The organism is Hafnia sp. HMSC23F03 (assembly GCF_001816025.1).
GTDB lineage: Bacteria > Pseudomonadota > Gammaproteobacteria > Enterobacterales > Enterobacteriaceae > Hafnia > Hafnia paralvei.
Window position 1 is genome coordinate 24,345 of sequence record NZ_KV824187.1, and the last position, 21,179, is coordinate 45,523.

The 21,179-nt window shown below is 47.9% G+C and carries 20 protein-coding genes and 2 pseudogenes; 14 read left to right on the top strand and 8 right to left on the bottom strand.

Going from position 1 to position 21,179, the window contains the following annotated elements:
- Positions 1-13 precede the first annotated feature (13 nt).
- From HMPREF3091_RS00485 to HMPREF3091_RS22780, 13 genes and pseudogenes are all read left to right on the top strand, one after another.
- Complete coding sequence (locus tag HMPREF3091_RS00485) at positions 14-838, top strand: DUF932 domain-containing protein (protein ID WP_070713203.1); 825 nt, start codon at positions 14-16, stop codon at positions 836-838.
- Between the two features lie 208 nt (positions 839-1,046).
- On the top strand, positions 1,047-1,757 hold the full coding sequence (locus tag HMPREF3091_RS00490) for a DeoR family transcriptional regulator (protein WP_070713206.1): 711 nt from the start codon (positions 1,047-1,049) through the stop codon (positions 1,755-1,757).
- A 25-nt stretch (positions 1,758-1,782) separates the two neighbouring features.
- Positions 1,783-2,319 carry a DUF4339 domain-containing protein gene (locus tag HMPREF3091_RS00495; protein WP_070713210.1) on the top strand — a complete coding sequence of 179 codons (537 nt, stop codon included), beginning with the start codon at positions 1,783-1,785 and terminating at the stop codon, positions 2,317-2,319.
- A 41-nt stretch (positions 2,320-2,360) separates the two neighbouring features.
- Complete coding sequence (locus HMPREF3091_RS00500) at positions 2,361-2,798, top strand: hypothetical protein (protein ID WP_023301392.1); 438 nt, start codon at positions 2,361-2,363, stop codon at positions 2,796-2,798.
- 66 nt (positions 2,799-2,864) lie between these two features.
- Complete coding sequence (locus HMPREF3091_RS00505) at positions 2,865-3,275, top strand: hypothetical protein (RefSeq protein WP_070713212.1); 411 nt, start codon at positions 2,865-2,867, stop codon at positions 3,273-3,275.
- Between the two features lie 77 nt (positions 3,276-3,352).
- Positions 3,353-3,589: a DUF905 domain-containing protein gene (locus HMPREF3091_RS00510; protein WP_070713216.1), complete on the top strand. Its 237-nt coding sequence runs from the start codon at positions 3,353-3,355 to the stop codon at positions 3,587-3,589.
- Between the two features lie 85 nt (positions 3,590-3,674).
- Complete coding sequence (locus tag HMPREF3091_RS00515; RefSeq protein WP_070713219.1) at positions 3,675-4,133, top strand: antirestriction protein; 459 nt, start codon at positions 3,675-3,677, stop codon at positions 4,131-4,133.
- An 8-nt stretch (positions 4,134-4,141) separates the two neighbouring features.
- Entirely contained in the window at positions 4,142-4,624 is a 483-nt protein-coding gene (locus HMPREF3091_RS00520; RefSeq protein ID WP_070713221.1) for a JAB domain-containing protein, read from the top strand.
- 8 nt (positions 4,625-4,632) lie between these two features.
- On the top strand, positions 4,633-4,854 hold the full coding sequence (locus HMPREF3091_RS00525; RefSeq protein ID WP_023302277.1) for a DUF987 domain-containing protein: 222 nt from the start codon (positions 4,633-4,635) through the stop codon (positions 4,852-4,854).
- Positions 4,855-4,871: 17 nt separating this feature from the next.
- Positions 4,872-4,946, top strand: a pseudogene (locus HMPREF3091_RS21940) (type IV toxin-antitoxin system YeeU family antitoxin); the annotation flags it as partial.
- A gap of 229 nt (positions 4,947-5,175) precedes the next feature.
- Positions 5,176-6,540, top strand: a complete 1,365-nt coding sequence (locus tag HMPREF3091_RS00530) for a DNA cytosine methyltransferase (RefSeq protein WP_246839935.1) — start codon at positions 5,176-5,178, stop codon at positions 6,538-6,540.
- Positions 6,540-7,517: a DUF4928 family protein gene (locus tag HMPREF3091_RS00535; RefSeq protein ID WP_061068405.1), complete on the top strand. Its 978-nt coding sequence runs from the start codon at positions 6,540-6,542 to the stop codon at positions 7,515-7,517. The genes HMPREF3091_RS00530 and HMPREF3091_RS00535 overlap by 1 nt, the downstream gene beginning before the upstream one ends.
- 370 nt (positions 7,518-7,887) lie before the next feature.
- Positions 7,888-7,983: pseudogene (locus tag HMPREF3091_RS22780) on the top strand (hypothetical protein); the annotation flags it as partial.
- A gap of 392 nt (positions 7,984-8,375) precedes the next feature.
- Here the strand turns inward: HMPREF3091_RS22780 and HMPREF3091_RS00540 are convergent.
- From HMPREF3091_RS00540 to HMPREF3091_RS00570, 7 genes are all read right to left on the bottom strand, one after another.
- Complete coding sequence (locus HMPREF3091_RS00540) at positions 8,376-9,857, bottom strand: FGGY-family carbohydrate kinase (protein ID WP_070713224.1); 1,482 nt, start codon at positions 9,855-9,857, stop codon at positions 8,376-8,378.
- A gap of 10 nt (positions 9,858-9,867) precedes the next feature.
- Positions 9,868-10,749 (bottom strand): L-ribulose-5-phosphate 3-epimerase, encoded by an 882-nt coding sequence (locus HMPREF3091_RS00545; RefSeq protein ID WP_070713227.1) that lies wholly within the window; start codon positions 10,747-10,749, stop codon positions 9,868-9,870.
- Positions 10,749-11,795: an ABC transporter permease gene (locus tag HMPREF3091_RS00550; protein ID WP_070713229.1), complete on the bottom strand. Its 1,047-nt coding sequence runs from the start codon at positions 11,793-11,795 to the stop codon at positions 10,749-10,751. The genes HMPREF3091_RS00545 and HMPREF3091_RS00550 overlap by 1 nt, the downstream gene beginning before the upstream one ends.
- Before the next feature lie 13 nt (positions 11,796-11,808).
- Positions 11,809-12,801, bottom strand: a complete 993-nt coding sequence (locus HMPREF3091_RS00555) for an ABC transporter permease (protein WP_070713232.1) — start codon at positions 12,799-12,801, stop codon at positions 11,809-11,811.
- A complete protein-coding gene (locus HMPREF3091_RS00560; RefSeq protein WP_070713236.1) occupies positions 12,794-14,311 on the bottom strand; it encodes a sugar ABC transporter ATP-binding protein in 1,518 nt (505 codons plus the stop codon). Before HMPREF3091_RS00560 ends, HMPREF3091_RS00555 begins: the two co-directional genes overlap by 8 nt.
- 61 nt (positions 14,312-14,372) lie before the next feature.
- The gene (locus HMPREF3091_RS00565) at positions 14,373-15,377 is read right to left on the bottom strand and encodes a substrate-binding domain-containing protein (RefSeq protein WP_070713240.1); all 1,005 of its coding nucleotides are present in this window, start codon (positions 15,375-15,377) and stop codon (positions 14,373-14,375) included.
- Positions 15,378-15,522: 145 nt separating this feature from the next.
- Positions 15,523-16,332 (bottom strand): DeoR/GlpR family DNA-binding transcription regulator, encoded by an 810-nt coding sequence (locus tag HMPREF3091_RS00570; protein ID WP_070713244.1) that lies wholly within the window; start codon positions 16,330-16,332, stop codon positions 15,523-15,525.
- A 443-nt stretch (positions 16,333-16,775) separates the two neighbouring features.
- Between HMPREF3091_RS00570 and araD the strand changes: the two genes are divergently transcribed.
- Entirely contained in the window at positions 16,776-17,468 is a 693-nt protein-coding gene (gene araD / locus HMPREF3091_RS00575) for an L-ribulose-5-phosphate 4-epimerase (RefSeq protein ID WP_070713248.1), read from the top strand.
- 151 nt (positions 17,469-17,619) lie between these two features.
- Here the strand turns inward: araD and HMPREF3091_RS00580 are convergent, their stop codons facing one another.
- A complete protein-coding gene (locus tag HMPREF3091_RS00580) occupies positions 17,620-20,610 on the bottom strand; it encodes an autotransporter outer membrane beta-barrel domain-containing protein (protein ID WP_070713251.1) in 2,991 nt (996 codons plus the stop codon).
- Positions 20,611-21,179 lie beyond the last annotated feature (569 nt).

Sequence of the window (21,179 nt, forward strand, 5' to 3'; positions counted from 1 at the left end):
TGAGGAGTCTCTTATGACCCGTCTGGCTTCGCGCTTTGGCGCAGTAAACCTTATTCGTCGTGACCGTCCGTTAACTCATGAAGAGTTGTTTCGGGTTGTGCCCAGTGTGTTCAGTGAGGATAAGCACGCGTCACGTAGCGCACGGCATACCTGGATACCAACCATTACCGTTCTTGAAAACCTGCAGCGCGAAGGCTTCCAGCCCTTCTTTGCCTGTCAGACCAGAGTGCGTGATCCAGGTCGCCGCGAGCACACAAAGCACATGCTGCGCCTGCGTCGGGTGGGGCAAATTACCGGCAAGCAAGTCCCGGAAATCATTCTGCTCAACTCTCATGACGGCACCAGCTCGTATCAGATGCTGCCGGGATTATTCCGTGCGGTATGCCAGAACGGACTCGTCTGCGGTGAGTCGTTTGGCGAGGTGCGGGTGCCGCACAAAGGAGACGTGGTTAGTCAGGTGATTGAGGGGGCGTATGAAGTGCTGGGGATTTTTGACCGTGTGGAAGAGAAGCGGGATGCCATGCAGTCGCTGATGTTGCCGCCACCTGCACAACGGGCTCTGGCACAGGCTGCACTGACGTACCGTTTCGGTGAGGACCACCAGCCGGTGACAGCATCTCAGATACTCTCCCCACGCCGCTGGCAGGATGAGAGCAATGATCTGTGGACCACATACCAGCGTATTCAGGAGAACCTGATTAAGGGCGGGCTCACTGGCCGGAGTGCAAAAGGTGGGCGAACGCATACCCGCGCCGTGCGTGGTATCGACGGAGATGTGAAGATCAACCGGGCTCTCTGGGTGATGGCAGAAGCGATGCTGAGTGGGTTTCAGTCCTGAGCTTGTTATCAGTATGTTGAGAAAGGACACTCCCTGTCCGTTTTACCCCCATTGGATTGAGTGTTTTATCACCACATTTCACGGTGTGCCGCGTCGGCCCTGCCTCCGGTGGCTGATAAAAAATAGTTCATTCTGTGTCCATACCCTGTCCGCCCCCCTCTTTAGAATCATTTCATATTCAGTCAGTTAATTATTACGGAGATTTAAGATGACACAGGCAGATCGCCGTCATGACCGGCTGGCTGTCAGGCTGTCACTGATAATCAGCCGCCTGGTTGCCGGTGAAACGCTGAACATGGCGCGGCTGGCTGCAGAGTTTGGTGTGTCAGTCCGTACCCTGCGACGGGATTTTCGCGAACGGCTGATGTACCTCGACCTTGAGTATCGACGGGGGCAATGCCGCCTGCGCAGCACCGGTGGGGGCGTACAGGGCGAGCTTGATGCGCTGACCTTCGCGCACCGGGCCGGACTGGCCGATATTTTTCCGGGGCTGGACCGGCGTCTGGCGGGCATGTTGCTCACTGCGGGAGGGATGCCGTGTCTGGTATGGCAGCCGCCACAGTCTGTGTCACCGGCCATCTCACTGGTGTTCTACCGTCTCGTCAGTGCCATTACCGCCTGCCAGCGGGTACTCCTGCTGGCCGAGGGAGAGCGCTGTGACGGGCTGGCTCCGTACCGCCTGATATCACTCGACGGCTGCTGGTACCTCACCGGTGAACTTAACGGGCATATCACCGTGCATCCACTGGCGACCATCCATGCGGTGACAGTCCTGAACACCACTTTCACCCCGCGAAAACGTCTCAGCCAGTTAACCACACAGGCGGGCTTTATCCGGGCTCTTCCGCACTTCAGCTGTATCCGCGAAGTCCTGACTCCTGGGCCCTCTGAGGAGGAGCCGGACAACACACTGATTTAATTATCTCTTTTAAGAAGGAAAAACAATGACATGGCATTACGAGAAAAATGGCATACGTCACGACAATGTGACCGAAGACAACATCACTGGCCTGATTGCACGCGGTGAACTCACCGCTGCCACGCTGGTGTGGCGACAGGGCATGACGGACTGGCAACCAGTCTCCGCCACCCCGCTGGCTACAGCGCTGCTCCACAGCACTACACCACCAGCGCTGCCGGGGAACTGCATTCCGGGTGGAGTGGTATGGACGCTGGCATTTGCTCCCTTCATTGGTTATGCGCTCGAGCTGTGGACTGCAGGGCTGAACGGAATGTCTTTTGACGAGGCCTATGAGGCTGTCTCGGGCGGGCAATACTGGTTTATCACGCTGCTGCTCAATATCGCTCTGGGGTATCTCGATGAACGACGGCTGCGTAAGGCCGGAGTGGATACCACCATGTTCGGCAAACAGGCCTTGCTGGTGCCGTTCTATTTGTGGCATCGGGCGAAAACCCTCGGTCAGAAACCGGCTTACTTCTGGGTATGGCTTGTGATGCTGACCCTGACCGTCTGGGCCTGAATCACCGCTACCTGATACTTTCTCTGTTAAGGACCAACGCAATGAAAACACTGATTAAAATACTGGGCATTACCGGCAGCCTTCTGCTTTGTGCGGGGGCTCAGGCCCAGCCTTATAACCGGACGCTACCTGCAGTCGTCAATGACAACAACGGGAATATTTTCTGGTGTGATGCGCATCGTCAGGTTACCGGAAAATGCGAAGCCATGTCTGTTGACCGTCAGGGCGGGATGGTCACGGTGCGTTCAGCACCTTTTAAAGACTGCGAAGGCGGCCTGTGGGGCTGGATAACTATCATGCGCAACGATGTGTCGAAGGGATTCACCATTACTCCGGACAAGAAATTCGGTCTCACCGTAAAAGACCTGTGCCGTCCGGGCACGGTAGTGACCTTTAAGCCCAACCAGAAGAAGCCGGAATATGACGACCTGGTGGCACTTTACCAGGGCAAAGAGCTATTTCGCTACCGGCGCTTCTGATAACACCCGATATCAACCACTCTTATTTTGCCCAACCGCGGGCTGGATTAATTCAGGACGAAGACCATGCTGAAAATAATGACCTCTGCTGTACCCGCCTTCATTCTATCACTTGCCGCATTCAGTGCCGGTGCTGCTCAGCTTCCGGCAAGCCTGATGGATAAAGATAATCCCGGCCAGGAGTACTGGTGCCAGGGAAACGACATCAACACCTCCATGTGCTCACTGACCGGTGTCAGCGACGACCATAAATTTGCTCTGATTCAGGACCTGCCGGGTCCGGCATGTGAGGACTTAAGCTTCGGGGTTATCGACCTTGTGCGCCAGACCGGTGTCAACATTCCTTACGACGGTGGTGACTGTAAGGGCGATGTGCAGGCCGGGTTTGTGCTCGGCATAAAAGATAATGCCCTGTATGTGAAAATTGTCCGGGGCAGTAAAACCCTGCGGCTGTATAAGGTTCAAACCGGTTACTGATAATCATCCCGCACCTGCATACACCCATAGCCCCTGACGCTTCTGCGTCAGGGGCTTTTGCTTTTAAGGTACACTCAATGTCTGAATCTCACACACTTCCACCGGGACCTTTTACCCGACAGCAGGTCGAAGCGGTTACGCGCCGGTATCAAAATATCGCTATTGAAGACGACCAGGGTAGCCACTTCCGCCTGGTGGTTCGTGACTCTGAAGGTCGAATGGTCTGGCGGGCGTGGTGCTTTGAACCTGATGCCGGTGAAGGGCTTAATCGTTATATCCGCAACTCAGGCATCCTCAGAGCATCCTCCTCCTGACCACATCCATTCATCATCCCTGCAAGTCCTTTATTGCCCATACGCCAGCCTTCGTCGCTGGCGTTTTTATTGACGGAGAATATCCATGACGACACAAACTCAATGCGAATTGATATCCGCTAATGAACCTCAATTTGCCCTTACTGCAACACCAGTACCTGACGAACAGCGTCTCAATTTCTGGCCGCAGCACTTTGGCTTCGTCCCGCAGTGGATAACGCTGGAACCCCGTATTTTCGCCTGGATGGACCGCTTCTGTGATGAGTACAGCGGCGGTATCTGGTCCTTTTACACGCTCAGTAATGGCGGCGCGTTTATGGCACCTGATGCTGACAGTGACGATAAATGGCATCTGTTCAACGGCATGAACGGCAATAGTGCGCAAATGAGCGTGGAAGCCGCCGGTATCGCGGTCTGCCTGATTGAATACAGCCATCACGCCTGTCGCACCGAATGCGATGCCATGACGGAGCACTATTACCGCCTGCGGGATTACGCCCTGCAGCACCCTGAATCCAGCGCCATTCTGCGCATTATTGATTAAGGATACTTATGATGGAACAGTCACTTATCCCAATGACTCCGGCACTACCACTAACCGCACAACGCACGGTAAAACGCGCCTTAACGCTGCTTGACCGACACCTGCGCGAAACAGGCGTGGCATTCACTTCCACTCAGGCTGCACGTGACTGGCTGAAACTGAAAATGGCGGGACTGGAGCGCGAAGAGTTTATGGTGCTGTATCTGAACCAGCAGAACCAGTTGATTGCACACGAAACCCTGTTTGCCGGTTCTATTAGCAGTACCGAGGTACATCCCCGTGAGGTGGTCAAACGCGCCCTGTACTTCAATGCGGCAGCAGTGATACTGGCGCATAACCATCCCTCCGGCGACACCTCGCCCAGCAAGGCAGATAAGACCATCACGCAGCGTCTGGTGCAGGCGCTTCAGCTCGTTGATATACGTGTGCCTGACCACCTTATCGTAGGTGGTACGCAGATATTGTCGTTCGCTGAACACGGTCTGCTGTGAGGGATGACATGAGAATTATCAGTAAACGCCGGGCGATGACGATTTACCGTCAGCATCCGGCCTCCCGCATTTTTCGATACTGCACCGGCAGATACCAGTGGCATGGCAGTGTCTGTCATTACACCGGTCTGGCCGTTCCTGACATTCCCGGCGTGCTGGCGGTATACGCCGAACGCCGCCAGGATCGCAACGGACCTTATACCTGTCTGATGAGTATCACCCTGAACTGACAATAAAGAGGTTATAAATGAGCAACCCCACATGGGGCCTGCAGCGGGATATCACGCCGTGCCTGGAAGCACGTCTGGTGCAGGAGGGGAACCACACCACTCAATCTTGCGAGCCGTCTTCCTGATTCACCTTTCTGAACTTTCCTTATCTTTAATTTATCGCATACTGCGCCTGCCGGGAGCGGTAGGCGATTTTGTTTTTGCTACGTTAGTCGAAAATTTAGCCATTGGTTCAGGGAATCATTTCAAATTGACAGATTCTCTCAGTTCGATATGCTTTAGGGAAGGAGCCAAAATTTGGCGCCAAAATTAGGATACTTTATGAGCACCTCAACAAACTATCGTACCAGTCTCCGTCTTACAAACGAGCAATACAATGAAATATCTCGTTTATGCCAACTTGATGGCGGAAAGATCAAGATGAGTGCATGGATTACTGAGGCCATTAACGAAAAGATTCAACGTGATATGGAAAACGCGAAAGCTATTCCAGACCAGATGAATCAATCCGGTCCCTCTTTTTACGAGTTTTTTGCCGGGGGTGGCATGGCTCGGGCTGGTTTGGGTGAACATTGGAATTGCCTCTTTGCTAATGATTTTAGCCCAATGAAAGGACATGCCTACAGGAACAACTGGCACGGTGGGTTAGATTTATTAGTTGAAGATATAAATAAGATTACCAGCAAACAACTTCCTGATCAGGCTGACTTGGTATGGGCTTCTTTCCCTTGCCAAGACCTCTCTCTCGCAGGCGGATATAAAGGTATTGGTGGCGAAGATGACCAGACTCAAACCCGTTCAGGAACATTCTGGCCTTTCTGGCGACTCATGCGTAGTCTAATGACAGAAAATCGAGCACCTCGAATAATTGTGCTTGAAAATGTCTATGGTGTCTTGACGTCAAATAAGGGAAAGGATTTCGCCTCAATAGGTACTGTTTTATCTGATGCTGGTTATCGCTTTGGGGCGATGATGATTGATGCTGTCCATTTCGTCCCCCAGTCACGCCCTCGAGTTTTCATTGTGGCCGTTCATCCGACAGTAGAATTATCACAACAACTCGTATCTCAAACGCCAGTAACTCCATGGCATCCAGAACGGATGGTTACGGCTTTCAACGGACTATCAGCGAAAGCTCAGGAATTATGGTTATGGTGGAATTTACCCCTACCAGATAAGCGGTTAATCACATTTACTGACATAATCGATGAAGAGCCTGTAGGGGTAAAATGGGATTCTCCTGAGAAAACCAAGCTTTTACTGTCAATGATGACTGAAGCAAATCTCAGTAAAGTTAAAGCTGCTATGAAGTCGGGACAGCGCATAGTTGGCGGTCTTTATAAGCGCACCCGCAAAGATGATAACGGTGTAAAAGCGCAACGAGCAGAAGTCCGATTCGATGGTATTGCCGGATGTTTACGTACACCTGCGGGCGGTTCTAGCCGCCAGAGCATCTTGGTCGTAGAGGGGGATCAGGTTCGCTCACGTCTCCTCTCCCCGAGAGAGGCGGCTCGCTTGATGGGGTTGCCTGATACCTACAAGCTCCCGGATAACTATAACGATGCTTATCATATTGCTGGAGATGGCGTTGTTGTGCCTGTTGTTAGCCATCTTTCTAGATTCATCTTTGAACCTATCCTTTCAGAGTCGTACAATGCTGTATTGACTCAGAAAAAGGTGGCGTAATGAATTCAACATCTGCAATTGACTCAGCACTGGAAGCATTTTCTGTAAGTAACTCGGTAAATGGGAATAAGGGACCAATTGCAGCTCTGTTGGTTATTAACCGACATGCACTTGAGAAGCAAAAGGCCGGAACCCTAGAATGGCCTTTAAATAGTGATGACTGGAAGACTGGCAAACAAGGCCAGGTAAAAGGGTTAGGGGGTCCGGCAACGCAAAAAGTGTTGGCTGATCATGGAATTGAAAGAATATTAGCCAGCGAAGGTGGTCGCACTAGTCGTGGTAGTATGCAACTCATGCTGGGATACATTGAGTTGTTAAATAATTATCACCAAATCAACGGTTCTATAGATCTATTTCGGTGTGAATGCTTCTGGATTAATAAGGCCAAAGAGTATTTTGAAAGACGCCCATTTGTTTTAAGCATCGATCCCCAATGGGGAGTTCGTCGAGCTATTCGCCATTTGCTGACTCAAGCGCAAAATAGACAAAATGAAGGTGCTGGTACCAGATTTGTAGGTACACTGATGCAGCATATGGTTGGAGCCAAATTGGATGTACTCCTTGGAGAAGGGAAAGTTACCCATCATCATTCGAATCAGAACGATTCAGGCTCCAGTCGCAGTGGTGATTTTGACTATGAAGACATGGTGTTACATGTTACCAACCTACCAACAGAAGCATTGTTGAGCAAGTGTATCGCAAATCTGGAAGGGGGTTATAAGCCACTCGTAATTACGTCGTCTAAGGGCGCATTTGTATTAGAAACATTACTCGAGAATTTTTGTAATGGCGTATACGATGGTCGTGTAGATATCCTGGAGTTTGAACAGTTTATAGCATCAAATGTCATTGAACTTGGAAGATTTAATGCCGCTGGTCGTAAAGCCTCACTCAGTAAAATTATTGAGGCTTACAACCGTATCATTGAAACAGTTGAATATGATCTCAGCATGAAGATCGAGTTAGGAGAAAAGTAGTCATCTATCCTAACTGAACCTTAACACTCGGAGCCAATTTTCATATGGCTCCGCTCCCCCCAGAAACATGATAATTTCTTTTAGGCCCCTTTATAGGCCCCTTCGCAAAGTTGAATTGAGGAGAAGACAATAAAAAACAAAGAATTACACAACCAATTCAGACTCCCCCAGCCCACCAAATTCTCCATCGGTGATTACCAGAGTCATCTGATGAAGTCCTAGAAGCCCGCACGGCGCAAGCCTTGCGGGCTTTTTTGTGCCTTCGATTTGTTCTGGGAGGTCTGAATAAATCCGAACCTTTTAGGCCCATTGATAGGCCCAACGAAAATCTCTATTGTTTTCGTTGGGCCTAAGCGCATGGAGATTCCCCATAGCAAGCAAAACCAAGCCGTTAACCGATACGGAAATCAAAGTCTCCAAACCTAAAGACGATGATAACCTGCGTTACAATGGCGATAGATTTACACCGCCCCAATAAATCAACAGGCTACTTGAAAGCGTAGCTCCTTTTATTTTGGCGGCAAATTGGCGACATTGAATGTATTACAAAAAGCCGCTTACGTTATCAACGGGGAAACGTTACACTTCAGCGAACCAGATGATATGAAAAGGCGTGCACCTCATGGTGAGATCCACACACGGCAATTGTCGTGTCAGACAGTAACAGTCAAGCCGTTGTGGAAGTAACAAAACGGCTGAAATATTTGATAAAGAGGAATTGTACTCAGAGAGTGTACAGGCCGTGCTGCGAGGGGACGCTGAGCAGACAAGTACCAACGGGATAACGCGGAACATTGCGTATAAACAAAAGGGAGATCACTGAGTACTCACCGATCTCCTTCACGATAATACACGCTATTAACTTTCAGCCGAACTCAACGCATCGGCAACGCGCTTGAATCGTTCAAACCGACTGCGTAACATGTGATGCTTCACTGCATCCGGCTCCAAACGAATCAGTGGCGGCAGGGTCGCTTTAATCGCCTGTTCAAAGCCCGCATAATCTCCTGCCCCTACAGCAGCACACATCGCCGCCGCCCGACAGCCGGACTGTTCCACATCAACAATTTCAAGCGGCAGATTGCTGGCATCACAAAACATCTGCATCCAGATACGCGAATGCGTTGGCCCGCCGGTAAAACGAATGGCACGGGTTCCATCGCTAAGTTGCAGTAATTTGTCCTGATGCAGCAAATGCGAGAATACTATCCCCTGATAGATGGCGTAAACTATATCTGCTGCGTCGTGGTGCCCTCCCAGCCCGAGAAATCCACCGCTCAGGGAGTCGCAGTAATTAGAACCGTACAGCCAAGGGAAAAATAAAATACTGTCCGGTTTCTCATATCCACACACAGCCCACTGATTAAGCTTGTCATGGTCATCCAGCAGATCTGGGAAAAAGTGATGAATAAACCAGGTCAGATTACTGGCAGATGTGGGGCTGCCTTCATGGGCGAAATAGTATCCAGGAATACTAAATTTACCCCATACATACGGATATTCTTTCGGGATAATGTTATCAAAAACGCGAGTGGCTATAGACCAGGTTCCGGCGACAGCGCTAAGTTGCGTACTGTCATACACGCCAGAGGTGATGGCTGCGCCAACGACATCAAAAACTCCGCCAAATACTGGCGTTCCTGCTTTTAATCCACATAACGCTGCAGCATCTGCAGTAACAACTCCTGCCAGTTCGGCTGAGCCAATCACCTTGGGCATACAATTCGTCATCTCTTCAATGCCGAATAATGTGAACAGCGCAGGGTCAAACTCATTGCGTTGTAAATTAAATAGCTGACTTCCCGAAATATTGGTTTCTTCGCAGGTAAATTCATTTGTCAGGCAATAGCGAATATAATCGTGAGCCATCAAAACATAACCTGTGCGGGCATAGCTCTCCGGTTCGTTCAGCTTTAACCACCTCAACAATGCTGCCGGATGTGAAGGCCACAACTGCTGAAAACTGTGCGGATAAGCCTGACGATCGATACCCTGCGCCTTCCAGGCTGTAACTAATGGTTGTGCGCGAGAATCCGAAGATACGATACCGTTACGTACCGGTGCTCCTGATTTATCGACAAGGTAAAGCCCTTTACCATGTGAGGAAAAACCAATGCCGTTGATGTGCTCCGCTGACAAATGACTTTCAGCCAACGCTCGCCGGATAACCTCACACGTTGCAGCCCAAAGGTCAGCCATATTGCGTTCACAGAACCCCGGTAGTGGACTGAGTAGTGGTAAGGTCTGAGCTGCGACGGTGACCTCCCTACCCTCGGCGGTATAGATCCCTGCCTTAGTGACGGTGCCGCCCAAATCAATGCCCATAAAGTAATGGTCCATCATCCCCTCCTTATCCTGCAATAGGCGACCGCTCGTCAAACCATCCGGCGTCCTGCATTTTGTTTTCTATCCACTGACGCGCATGGATAATTTCCAGCAACGGTTCGGTAGATTTTTCTGTCCACATTTCAATCAGGAAAGTGCCTCGGTAATTAAGACGGCGTAATATTTTGAATAAATTCACAAAATCTACGCACCCGTCGCCAAAGGGAACATCACGAAACTGCCCTGGGGAATCTGGTGTCACCGGAAATGTATCTTTAAGATGAATGGCAGCAATCCGATCAATGCCTTTCACCAGTTCACTCTCCACTTCATTACCCCATGCGGTTAGATTGCCGACATCAGGGTAGACGGTAAACCACGGAGAGTTAATTTTCTTATCCAGCACTTTCCATTTACTGATGGAGTTAATAAAGGGCGTATCCATAATTTCCACCGCACACATAACCTGCGCGGCTGCAGCCTGTTCCGCAACCCAAGCCATCGCATCTTCAAACCAAGCGATGGTTTCATCATTCTGCGGCTCATAATAAACGTCATAGCCTGCAAGCTGGATGGTTCGAACGCCCAAATCCTGCGCTAGCCGTAATGCTTTCTGCATGATAATCCGCGCTTGCTGGCGAGTGTCGCTATCATGGCTGCCGAACGGGAAACGCCGATGAGCAGATAAACACATCGTCGGAATACGCACTCCTGTTTTCTGAATGGCGTTGATAATTTCCATTCGCTCTAAAAGAGGCCAGTCCAAGCGAGCTAGTCGTTCTTCATTCTCATCTATCGACATTTCAACAAAATCAAAACCGCATGATTTTGCCAGCGCTAGCTTTTCTACCCAACTGGTGTTTCTGGGGAGCGCCTTTTCATATATACCTAATGGATGGCTACGCATTATTTTCCCTCAATAGTTGCCAGTGGTTGTTGAATCGCTTTTAGGCTGTTATTCATAGCGCGCTGCGCCTGCCACTTTTGTTTGAAGAACTTAAAGGCCAATGCGGCAATCAAGGTGATCCCCCACACTGCTAGATTGAAATGCAGACTAAGGCCCAGCAGACTGAGTCCAGTGGCGATCACCTGAAGCACCAACAGCGCACAGAAAACATGACCGACCTTACCGACCCCACCGAATGGATCGGTGCCACCAAGGACAATTGCCAGTACCGTCAGCAGTAGATAAGAATCGCCGTACCCCATACGAGCTGAGTTAAAGCGGGCCAGCATAATAAGACCTGCTAGCACGCACAGCAGGCTGGAGATAGCATAAATTGCGATCAGTACACGGTCAGTACGAATACCGCTAAACCAGGTTGCATTGATGTTGCTGCCGCACATGTAAATGACTTTTCCTGTGCGGGTTTTTCCGAGGAAAAGCGCCAGCATGAGAGTCGCAGCGATAAAGATCACCATGGGAACCGGTATCCCATATATCACTTCCGCTCCTATACTGCGGACAATCGGTGGCATACCACTTAACGCCGCGCCTTTGGTGAGATAGATGCCAATTCCACTGATAATCGTCATGCTGCCTAACGTGACCAAAATTGGGTGCGCACCAACCCGAGCAATGATCATCCCCGTAATGGCACCAATCGCGATGGCGATAAGCACCGCACCCAGCATCGCCAAAAGTAACCACCATAACTGCATGCCAGTAGACGCATCAGCAGGTACAAACTGGATTAACAGCCATGCCATAAACAGGCTGGTAAGATTCGCAGTGCCGATAATCGCCAGATTGAGCCCGCCACTGAGCATCGGCACAAACATCGCAAACGTAAGCAATCCCAGTTCTGGCAACTGGAAGGCAATACTCAGAAAAGTATTTTCGGTAAAAAAACGTCCGGGCATCGCCAGACTAAATGCCACCACTGCAAAGAAACATATCGCCAGTAAACCGGAGCTGGTGCCATCTATTGGTAAAAATGCCTGTCTTTTCATTTCAAGCCCCCTGTCAGACGAATCCAACGTCCGTTTCTTTGCGTTTTTTGTAATGGGTGACGCAGATAGCCGAGACAATCACCACGCCGATGACGATGTTGACGAAATAGCTAGATACTCCAATCAGGTTGAGGCCATTTTTTAGAATGCCGATGAGGAATACGCCCATCAGCGTGCCAATAACCGAACCGCGCCCGCCAGATAAACTCGCCCCACCCAGTACAGCAGCAGCCAATACTTCCAGCTCGCCACCCACCAACGCGTTAGGGACAACCTCACTCATGCGATAGGCCTGAAGCATTCCCCCAATCGCCGCCGCTGCGCCAAGATAGCCGTAAGCAAACAGATAAATGAGTGAAACCCGAATACCTATACGCCGTGCTGATTCAGGACTCCCGCCCACAGCATAAAGTTGACGCCCTATGTGAGTTTTATTCATCACAATCCAAGTGAAGCAGGCCATACCCAGCATCACCGCCAGCGGTAATCCAACCTGATAAACTTCTCCTTCAAATCCAAAGCTAAAAAAGGAGCGTTGCGTCACCCACCAGTCAGGTAAGTCGTAAATGCTGTGACCATTAGTCAGCCACATCAACATACCGAACAGCAGCGACTGCATACTGATAGTAATGATGATGGAAACCACATTGAGGTAATAAATAAGGATCGCGTTAATCAGACCAAATATAACGCCCAGCCCAATCGCCAACCCAAGACACAGCAGCGGATTCGCTATCATTCCATTAAGTAGTAATGAAGCCACCACGTACTGAACAACCGATGCCACGGCTGCGAACGAAATATCAATACCTCCTGTCACTAGCACCACAAACAGTCCAAGAGCGAAGATCCCCGTCACGGCATAACTCTCTGTAAGATCCAATAGGTTCTGAATCGACAGGAACTCATCGCTCATCAGAGAAAAAAGCGCCAGCATCAGAACGATCACCCACCCCAACCATCCTTCTACCGAACGTGGAAGCCGGAGCTGTAGTCCTTTAGCCATTAATCACCTCCGCTAACTGCTGTTCTGTATAGAGAGAAGGCAGCAGTTCGTTAATAATCTTTCCACGCTGTATATGAAAAATACGATCGCAGTTGTAATACGCTTCAGGGGCTTCATCAGTAATTAGCAATACAGAAATACCGACACCGGAGAGTCGATGGATAAGCTGGTAAATACTGTCTTTCGCACCGATATCTACACCGACAGTAGGAGCATCGAGAATCAGTACTTTCGGGCGAGTTAAAATCCATTTCGCCAGTACAACCTTTTGTTGATTACCGCCAGATAATGTAGATAACGGGTTATCAGGATTGGTGACTTTAATATCCAGATCCTGAATCCACTCCTTAACCAGAGTCTCTTGGCGTTTTTCATCAATACACTGCCACGGCGTTTTTAGCCGATTCAGGATCGAGAGCACCATGTTGTCACTGACCGATTGCTGTAAAACAGCCCCCAAGGTCAGGCGATCCTCAGAGACATAGGCAATACCCATTTCCACCGCTTGAGTATTATCTTTAATCACTACTTTCTTACCATCCAGATAAATATCTCCACTATCTGGATGGGTGACACCAAAAAGACTCAGCGCCAATTCTGTTCGTCCAGAGCCGAGTAAACCACATAATCCCACTACTTCACCTTGGTGGAGCTTAAGGGAAATATCTTCAAATTGCCCTTTGCGGCTCAATTTATTCAACTCAAGAATAACTTTGCCTTCCACACTATTCGGTAACTTTTTCTGATGGATAATCGTTTTACCGGTCATTAGTTCAGTGATACGCCCCGGCGATAATAAGTCTGCCGCCCAAGTACCTACGATTTCACCATCGCGAATAACCGTAATACGGTCGGAAATCTCTTTGACCTCATCTAAGCGATGACTGACAAAAACCACGGTGATATTTTTATCACGGAGATAATTTACCGTACGTAGCAGTTGATTAACCTCGGTGCGAGTCAGCGAAGCCGTTGGTTCATCCATTATCACCAGTCGAGCCTCTGCAACTAGGGCGCGACAAATAGCAACCTGCTGACGCTGCGCAATGGGCAAATGCTGAACCAGTGCATCCACATCGAGGTTAAAATTTAACTCCTGGATAATTTTTTCTGATACCGTTTTTAGATAGGCTTTTCTATGCCATCTCAAATAACCTTTGAGGTTATATTCAAAGGCAATATTTTCCGCCACCGTCAGGTTAGGAAACAATGAGAGATCCTGATAAATAACCTGAATACCTAACTCGCGAGCTTTATCCGGGGAAAGTCTGGACCAGGATTTATCATCAATAATAATTTCGCTACCGGTATCTGGGGTATAAACCCCGCTCAGCGTTTTTATTAACGTGCTTTTACCGCACCCGTTCGCACCAGCAAGACAGTGGACTTCACCTTTATTTAGAGTGAGATCAATATTTTTTAATGCCTGATGGCCACCGAAGCTTTTCGTTAGTGATTTTAACGTCACTAATGGCTCACCCGCATTTTGCTCTGTAGTATGAGGCATCATGCTATTCCTGAACGACCGAAGGATTTCCGGGCCAGTGCTGGCCCGGTGATGCAAACCTAAATTACAAGCCTAACTTCACTAAACGCTTCGTATTTTCAAGATCGAGTTTTTCAGGGTTATCGCTTAGAATGGTGTTGTTCTGAACTTTAATTTCACCCATATCACCAATTTTTACGCCATCTTTGATTGGTTCACCGTTCATCATCGCCGTAGCAACCTGAACGAAGACTTTACCCGCCGTCATCGGGTTAGAAATATACCCACCATCGATCGCGCCTTTTTCTAGCAATTTAATCCCCTGACCTGGGGTGAACGTCCCGAAAACGCAAATGGCATCATTTTTCTTACGTTTATCAATAGCGCGCCCTGCGCCAATAGGGCCCTGTGAACCAAACGACATAATGCCCTTTAGATCTTTATATTTAGACATCAGGTCATTCGCAGTACGCATCGAATCATCGACAGATTCCGCCACACCAAAGCGATCTTCAACGAGGGTCATTTTTGGATAATGCTCTTTTTGATAAGCAATTGCCGCGTCGGCCCAGTCATTCACCAGTGGAACCGTCAGACTGCCGACGAACATGGCATACTTACCTTCCTCACCCATACATTTCGCCATATCTTTCATATGGTTGGCCCCCATCGTCTGGGTATTCAGCAACTCAAAGTCCCAGTCAGCATTGGCCTGGTCAGGCGATTCATGCGTAATGACTTTGATGCCGGCCTCTTGAGCGCGCTTCAATACGGGCTCCAGTACTTTGGCATCATTTGGCACAACACCGATCACATCGACTTTCTTAGCGATTAAATCTTCAATAGCGCGTACCTGCTCAGCCGGATCCGCAGTTGTCGGCCCAACTTGCCAGGCATCTACGCCCAATGCTTTTCCTTCTTCCTTAATCCCCTGTTCCATCACGTTAAACCACGGAATACCACCTACTTTGACCACAACCCCCATCGTAAAAGGTTTATTCGCTTTTTGAGTCGTTGCGGGTTGTTCCGCCCATGCTGCGGTTGATGCTAATACAGTCGTAATCAGGCAAGATAAGATTAATTTTTTCATCGTAAATTCCTTAAGAAATAGTTTCATGCGTCAGGAAATCCCGATAAAAATATCAGCCTGACTTTTTATTTATTTCGAACTTTCTCTGGTGTTGGCTAAATCAATGAGCAATAGCCTTATTTATTCAGATAACGATTAAAACCTATTACTTATCAACTTCTACTACATTTAACTGTGGATGTAGACTACGATAACGTTCATCAATACAGTTATTGGTAACCATAATATCGATCTCATCCAGCATGCATATTTTACTGAAAGCAAACTGTTCAAACTTACTCGAGTCAACCATTAATATTTTTTGTGCAGAAACCTGAAGCATAACTTGTTTTAGCCGGGCATTGATTTCACTACCATCACGAAGACCATTTTCCAGATTCACTCCCTGACAGGAAAAAAAGAAACTATTAATCTGAAAATTTCTAATAGCGCTCTCGGCAACCGGACCATGAAAGTCATCATGGCGTTCTGAATATTCTCCACCGATACCGATAATGCGAACTTTATCCCGGCAAGCTAACGCCTGAATAATGCGTAATGAATTGGTTACAACCGTAATATCGATATCCGGTATTTGTCGCGCCAGAAACCAACAGGTACTACTGTTATCCATCAAAATACAGTCGCCGGGATGGATAAACTGTAACGCAGCCTTGGTGATTTTTGTTTTAATATCAGGGTTTTCTTCGGTACGCTTACGAAATGATTCTGCACGATCCACGCTATTTTCCGGCCAGAATTTATCTTCCAGCGCCACGGACATGACATCTGGAGCATCTAAAGAGACCGCTCCCCCAAAGCTACGGGTTAGTTTTTTATTTTGTTCTAATCTCGTCAGATCCCTACGAATCGTTTCCTGAGAAACCTGACATAATTGCGACAGCTCCGTTACGCGCACCGCCCCCAACTTTTGAACGTGCGCACAAATCATTTTATAACGCTCGGCCTGCAACATAATATCAACCCGTAAAAACCGATTTCATTATGCCTATATCATTAATCTTTTCTTCGTGAATTAAAGTGATTAGTGTCTAGAATCGTTTTACATTAATAATACACCGCTGATAGCGTGAGCAAAATCCTATATTTGAATGTAAGCCAGATGCATAACCGACAAAATTAATGGATAGCAATCACAAATTAATTCTCTTTTTTCATGTAACTACCACAGTAAAACCAGCAAACGGGCATTTACGGGCATCAAAACAACACCAATATATGCCCGACTAGTTCCGAGTTTGAGCATTTCTGTTGTTTTTCACTCAGGCATAATCCGTCTGCATTTTACATCTTATTTATTCGGCGTAATTTAAATAACGACATTACGAAAAATTAGAATTAAAGGAAGGAATAAAACTCACTTCCACACATAAACAAACGATAATTCAGGAGTAAAGAATGAATACGTTGAAGCAGAAAGTACTTGCTGCCAATTTATCCCTGCCAGAGCACCAGCTAATAACATTTACCTGGGGAAACGTTAGCGGTATTGATCGAGAAAAAAGTGTAATGGTCATTAAGCCTTCGGGGGTTGAATATGCCAATATGAGTTTGGATGACATGGTTGTCGTCGATATACACAGTGGAAAAGTCATCGAAGGAAATAAGAAACCATCATCTGATACCGATACACATCTGGCGCTGTACCACGCCTTCCCTGATATTGGCGGCATCGTCCATACCCATTCGCGCCATGCCACTATCTGGTCGCAGGCCGGCAAAGATTTAATGCCGTTAGGCACAACGCATGCAGATTATTTCTATGGTGCTATCCCTTGTACACGTCCCATGCGCGATGACGAAATAGAGGAGAGTTATGAACACAATACTGGTAGCGTCATTATTGAAACCTTTAGGCAAAGAGGCATTTCCCCCAGCCAAATTCCTGCAGTACTGGTAAACAGTCATGGCCCATTCGCTTGGGGAACTAATCCTGCTAACGCGGTGCATAACGCTGTCGTACTTGAAGAAATCGCCTATATGAATCTGTTCACACAGCAACTTCAGCCCCATCTCACCGCCATGCAGCAAACATTACTGGACAAGCATTTCTTAAGAAAGCACGGCGCTAACGCATATTATGGACAGTAACAGGTGTTTTTTACATAAAAAGGCCTGACATTTCCCAGCAGCTAGAAATCTTGTGCCACTACAGAGCGATGTTATTGATAAATAATGTTACCGCACAAAAAGCCCCGCAATCTGCGGGGCTAGAGGGAAGTTTGTTACTTATTCTTGAACGCTAGAATGAATAACGGACGCCAATCTGGCCGCTGTATGGTGTTTCGATATGGTGACCCATTTCATAGTTGATTTCACCATAAGCTGCCCAGCGATCGTTCATACGAGTAGTGACACCTAGACCGTATTTTCCACTGGTGCCCGACATATCATTGTTGAAGTGTTCGGTGTTATTAATGACCACCGCATTATCCTTCATAAACTCATGTCGAACCGCCAGACGCGCATAAGGCTGAATGGTTGCGCCATTAGCAAGGGTAAAGTTTTTCCCTAGCGTTGTACCTAACTCACCTTTGACTGACTTCGCTGCATCGGCTTTCACTTTCATACCGCTGTCGAGCTTATATTCGCTTCGCTCGCCGCGGAAGAATGCCGCCTGTAGATAAGGCTCAACAAAATAGTCATCGAATGAGATATGTCTTCCGGCCTCAAGCGAGAAACCGGCACCAAAGCTATTATCGTGCGCGTGCGCTCGACCACCGTTAAAGTACGGATTGTTTTCAGTACGGAAACGGTTCGCTTTCACCACCCCATCCAAATAGTAACCACTGTCGTGCAGCCAAGTGATATAGGCACCCACGCTGTAGCTATCGACTTTGCCATTGCTCTTCGATGCTTCAAGCTCGGAATGGGTATATGACGCCATGCCGCCAACTATCATCTGGGCGTTGTCTAAAGCAATGGTCCTATCGCCTCCGAACATGACCCCGTTCAGATCTTGATTATATCCCACATTGCTGGTTGAAATGCGGTAACGGCTACTGATGTATTTACCCCACACACCAGTGTCACTCTGCTGATTGTTACGCACTTCCCCCAAACGACTGCGCAGCGTCGAAAGCTCAGCATCCCAAATCGTGGGAGTTACGTTAGCCATCGCGAGAACGGATTTTGCACTTTCCGATAGTTCAGGTTTCGTGCCGGGCCCTGGATTAGGCGTCGGTTCTGGTGTTGGCTCTGGTGTTGGTTCTGGTGTTGGTTCTGGCGTTGGCTCTGGTGTTGGTTCCGGCTCTGGTTGCGGATCGGTGCCGGGATCAGTACCAGGATCTGGCGTTGGTTCTGGGTCTGGTTTTGGGTCCGGCTTCGGATCTGGATCGGGGGTAGGATCAGGATCGGGCTCCGGGTTTGGCTTAACGGCTGTGGGGGATAGATACCAATTATCTTTATCACTCGCATCGCCGTGTACCAGATAATACTTGTAAGCACCTAAATCAACGCTGCCATTGGTCATAGCAAAAGTATCTGCCGAACTACCGTTAGCATATATCAGATGGTACGGATTGACCCCACTGCCGGTCAGCTCATAGCCAGAGTCACGAACGAGCACATGAAAATTGCCGCTGACCGAATCAGAGATATTGAGGAAATCCCCCTCTTCACCAGCAAGATTAGTATTCATGATGAACGTACCGCTTCCGCTCAGCGTGTTTAAATCGAGTCGGCTGAAACGTCCATTATCACTGCCATTTTGCGCACCAAAGTTGACCACGCCATTATTAGTTAGCTGTTTGATCGTTACAACAGACTCTGGCGTCGCATCGTTGTGCTGAATATAGAGATAAGCGTTATCGCTTTGCAGATCCACGTTCGCTGCATAAGCACCTTTACCTAAATTGTCAGTCCATGCGTGATCGCTTCCTGCTTGCATACTCAGCGAACCATCTTTAACGATCAGATCTCCGCTTGAATAAGCGCCATAGGCAATGGTGCTAGCCCCACCGTTCTGAATAGTGGTATTCGATATATGACCAAGCTCATCAACCTGCTGGGTTCCACCGTCGATGATGTTTTGATCGGCTTCACCATACCATGCTATTTGCTGTAAACCGCCTGCATATACCGTGGTATTAGTCGCATTAGCCCTGATGCCACCTGTATAGCCATCGGCATCGACCCATTTACCATCGACCCAGCCGCCTTTTTGCCCACTAATAGTTTGCACCCCATAAACTTGAGTGCCATCCGCAGTGCCGGACTGAATTCGCTGTTTACCGCCCGCATAGATAGTTGAATTCTTGGCGGTTTGGCCATTAATCCTGATTTTAGAACCTTCATCTGATGTCCAGGTACCATCCTTCCAAGTCACATCAACGCCGCTGACCGTCTGAGTGCCATATACCTGAGCGTTTTCTGAAATACCGGAGGTAATTTGCTGAAAAGCGCCTGCCAGTACTTGAGTGTTGCTATCGGCAACGTGCGTCTCTCCTTTGCCTGAATAGACCTCTTGGAACGCACCGCTATAAAGAACGGTGTCTTGCGCTAAACCACTGGCTAACTGGTAGCTACCGTCACCAATGTGGGAGTTCTTTGCGGTACCCGCATAAATAATCTGTTGGCCACCATTTTTGACAATATTGTCTTCAGCCACGGCGTTTCCCGTGACCGAAAGCTGTTGAACACCGCCATCAATAATATTGGCCTGCGCGTAGGCTCGGGTGCCTAAAACTTGTAACCCACCAGTTTTTATTAGTGAATTATAAACTTCGCCATCGCCAGAAACTGAAAGCGATCCGTAAGCGTCAACGACGGTATTAAAGGCTTTGCCATTGCTATTAACAGACAATACACCCGTTTCAATATTGCCTCTGCTGTTAACATACTCCCCTTTTACGAGGGTATTTAGCGCTTCGGAACCATTCGCTTCATTGATTCCATCACCAATATTGAGCTGCACCGAGTTCAGCGTATTACCAACACTATACGAATGGTTGATTAGCGTTACCACTTGCTTGCTAAACGCAGGATTGAGTAAAACAATGTCACGGTCAGCCAGATATTTGTTATCTTTGATTTGCAGATTTGGATATTTCTGCCCCCACTTTTCTTGGGTATAGTCCCATGAGTCCTGATAACTAGGGTTAGTTTTCAAGTCAGTAGGAACAGTCGATTCTTTTTTAGGTTGGAAAGACTCTGGTATTGAATCCGCAGCATTCAGCGGTAATGCAACCAGATAGATGACTGGAAGCAGCGCATGTGAGATTGTAAGTCTCATGTGATTTCCTTATATAATTATTATACTACCCAAAAGTGAAATGCTTTTAAGCAGAGAGGAGAATTTTTCCAAATCTCCTTGGTAAACATAGATATGAGCTAAAACGAACACGCCTATTTCTTGAATACAGGTTTCACCGTAATTCTAATAAGGTGCATTTGTTTAATTTATAAAATATGCATCCACCTCCTAACGAGTCGAGAGTACAGTTAATAAAAATTCGGCATAGCCGTTGAAATATCTAGCGCGATTTTTATTTCGCTGATATGAATCCTGTTAATTATTAAAATTTCGCGGGGGTGATTATTATAAAACCCACGGCACAGAAGTATTATTTATCTGTACATTTAAATTAACAAAGCTAAACCACTAAAATAAGATATTCCATCCATGACCTCTCCCATAAAGATTTATCCTAAGTTTTCACTTCACGTTCAATAGCACACTTAAGTATTCACACATTCTATCAATGGGTATTTTAACAATCAATTTTGCATGAAATATGCCACATGATTGCCAGAATCTATCAAAAAAATTAAATTAATCGAAAAGTTACATAAAAAAGCCCA